A 1,394-nucleotide genomic window follows, 5' to 3' on the forward strand; every position below is an offset into this window, starting at 1 on the left:
CGAGCTGTTCGAGGACGCGAGCGGCAAGCCGCGCTGGCGGCTCCGCCACCGCAACGGCAACGTGATCGCCACCTCCGGGCAAGGGTACAGCAGCCGTGGAAAGGCCCAGCAGGGACTGCACAGCGTCCGGCGAAACGCGCTCGGTGCCGGGTTGTTACGGATCGAGACCCCGGTCGCGGAGGCCGAGGCGGTCGCCGACGACGACGGCCCGGAGCCCGAGGACGCCGCGGAGCCGGACGTCGCCGTCCCGAGCGACGACGAGGAGATCGCGAGCAAGGCGACGTTCGAGCTGTTCGAGGACAACGCCGGCGAGTGGCGCTGGCGGCTCGCACACGACAACGGCAACGTGATCGGCGACTCCGGCGAGGGGTACGCCTCGAAGTCGAACGCGAAACGTGCGCTCGGCCGGGTTCGGGAACACATCGCCGCCGCGGACTACCTTCGCGTCGATCCGGCCGCCTACGAGCTGTTCCGTGACAACGCCGGCGAGTGGCGCTGGCGGCTCATCCACGAGAACGGGAACATCCTCGCCGACTCCGGCGAGGGGTACTCCTCGCGCTCGAAGGCGCGTCAGGGGGTCGAGAGCGTCCGGTCGAACGTGAGCGACGCGCCGGTGAAAGACCTCGACGACGACACCGGCGGCGAGGGCGACGGCACGGGAAGCGCGAACGCGACGTTCGAGCTGTACGAGGACAACGCGGGCGAGTACCGCTGGCGGCTCCGCCACCGGAACGGGAACATCATCGCCGACTCCGGCGAGGGGTACGCCGACAGGAGCGGCGCGAAAGACGCGATCGAGCGGGTTCGCGGGTACGGGCCCGACGCCGACGCGCTGGACGTCGGCAACGCCGCCTTCGAGATCTACGAGGACGCCGACGGCGAGTGGCGCTGGCGGCTCCGTCACCGCAACGGCAACGTCGTCGCCGACTCCGGCGAGGGGTACGCCTCGCGCTCGGGCGCCGTCGACGGCGTGACGAGCGTCAAGCGGAACGCGCCGGGTGCCGGCGAGGAGACCGTCTGAGACGCGGCGGTCGCGCCTTTTAATCCGGTCGGCACCGACTGGCCGACAATGAGCCGGATCCGGGTGCTGAGCTACAACGTTCGGTACGACAACCGCAGCGACCACCACGACGCGTGGTACGCGCGCCGCGACGGCGTGATCGACCTGGTTCGGTTTCACCGGCCGGACGTCGCCGCCTTCCAGGAGCCGCTCCCCGCCCAGCGAAGCGACCTCCGCGAGGGGCTCGACGAGTACGCGTTCGTCGGCCGTGGCCGCGAGCCCGGCGGCGACGGCGAGGGGTGCCCGATCGCCGTCCGCACCGATCGCTGGCGGGTCGTCGACGACGGGACGTTCTGGCTCTCGGAGACCCCGACGGAGCCGTCGTCGGACTGGG

The 1,394-nt window shown here is 71.4% G+C and carries 2 protein-coding genes; both read left to right on the forward strand.

Annotated features, from left to right (window positions below):
* Positions 1-1,021, forward strand: a 1,021-nt coding sequence (locus ACFQEU_RS15890) for an HVO_2922 family protein (protein WP_379783747.1), incomplete at its 5' end; no start/stop codon positions are given.
* A 48-nt stretch (positions 1,022-1,069) separates the two neighbouring features.
* On the forward strand, positions 1,070-1,394 hold a 325-nt coding region (locus ACFQEU_RS15895), incomplete at its 3' end, for an endonuclease/exonuclease/phosphatase family protein (RefSeq protein ID WP_379783749.1).

Source organism: Halorubrum tibetense, from assembly GCF_042661865.1.
In the GTDB taxonomy this organism is placed as follows: Archaea; Halobacteriota; Halobacteria; order Halobacteriales; family Haloferacaceae; genus Halorubrum; species Halorubrum tibetense.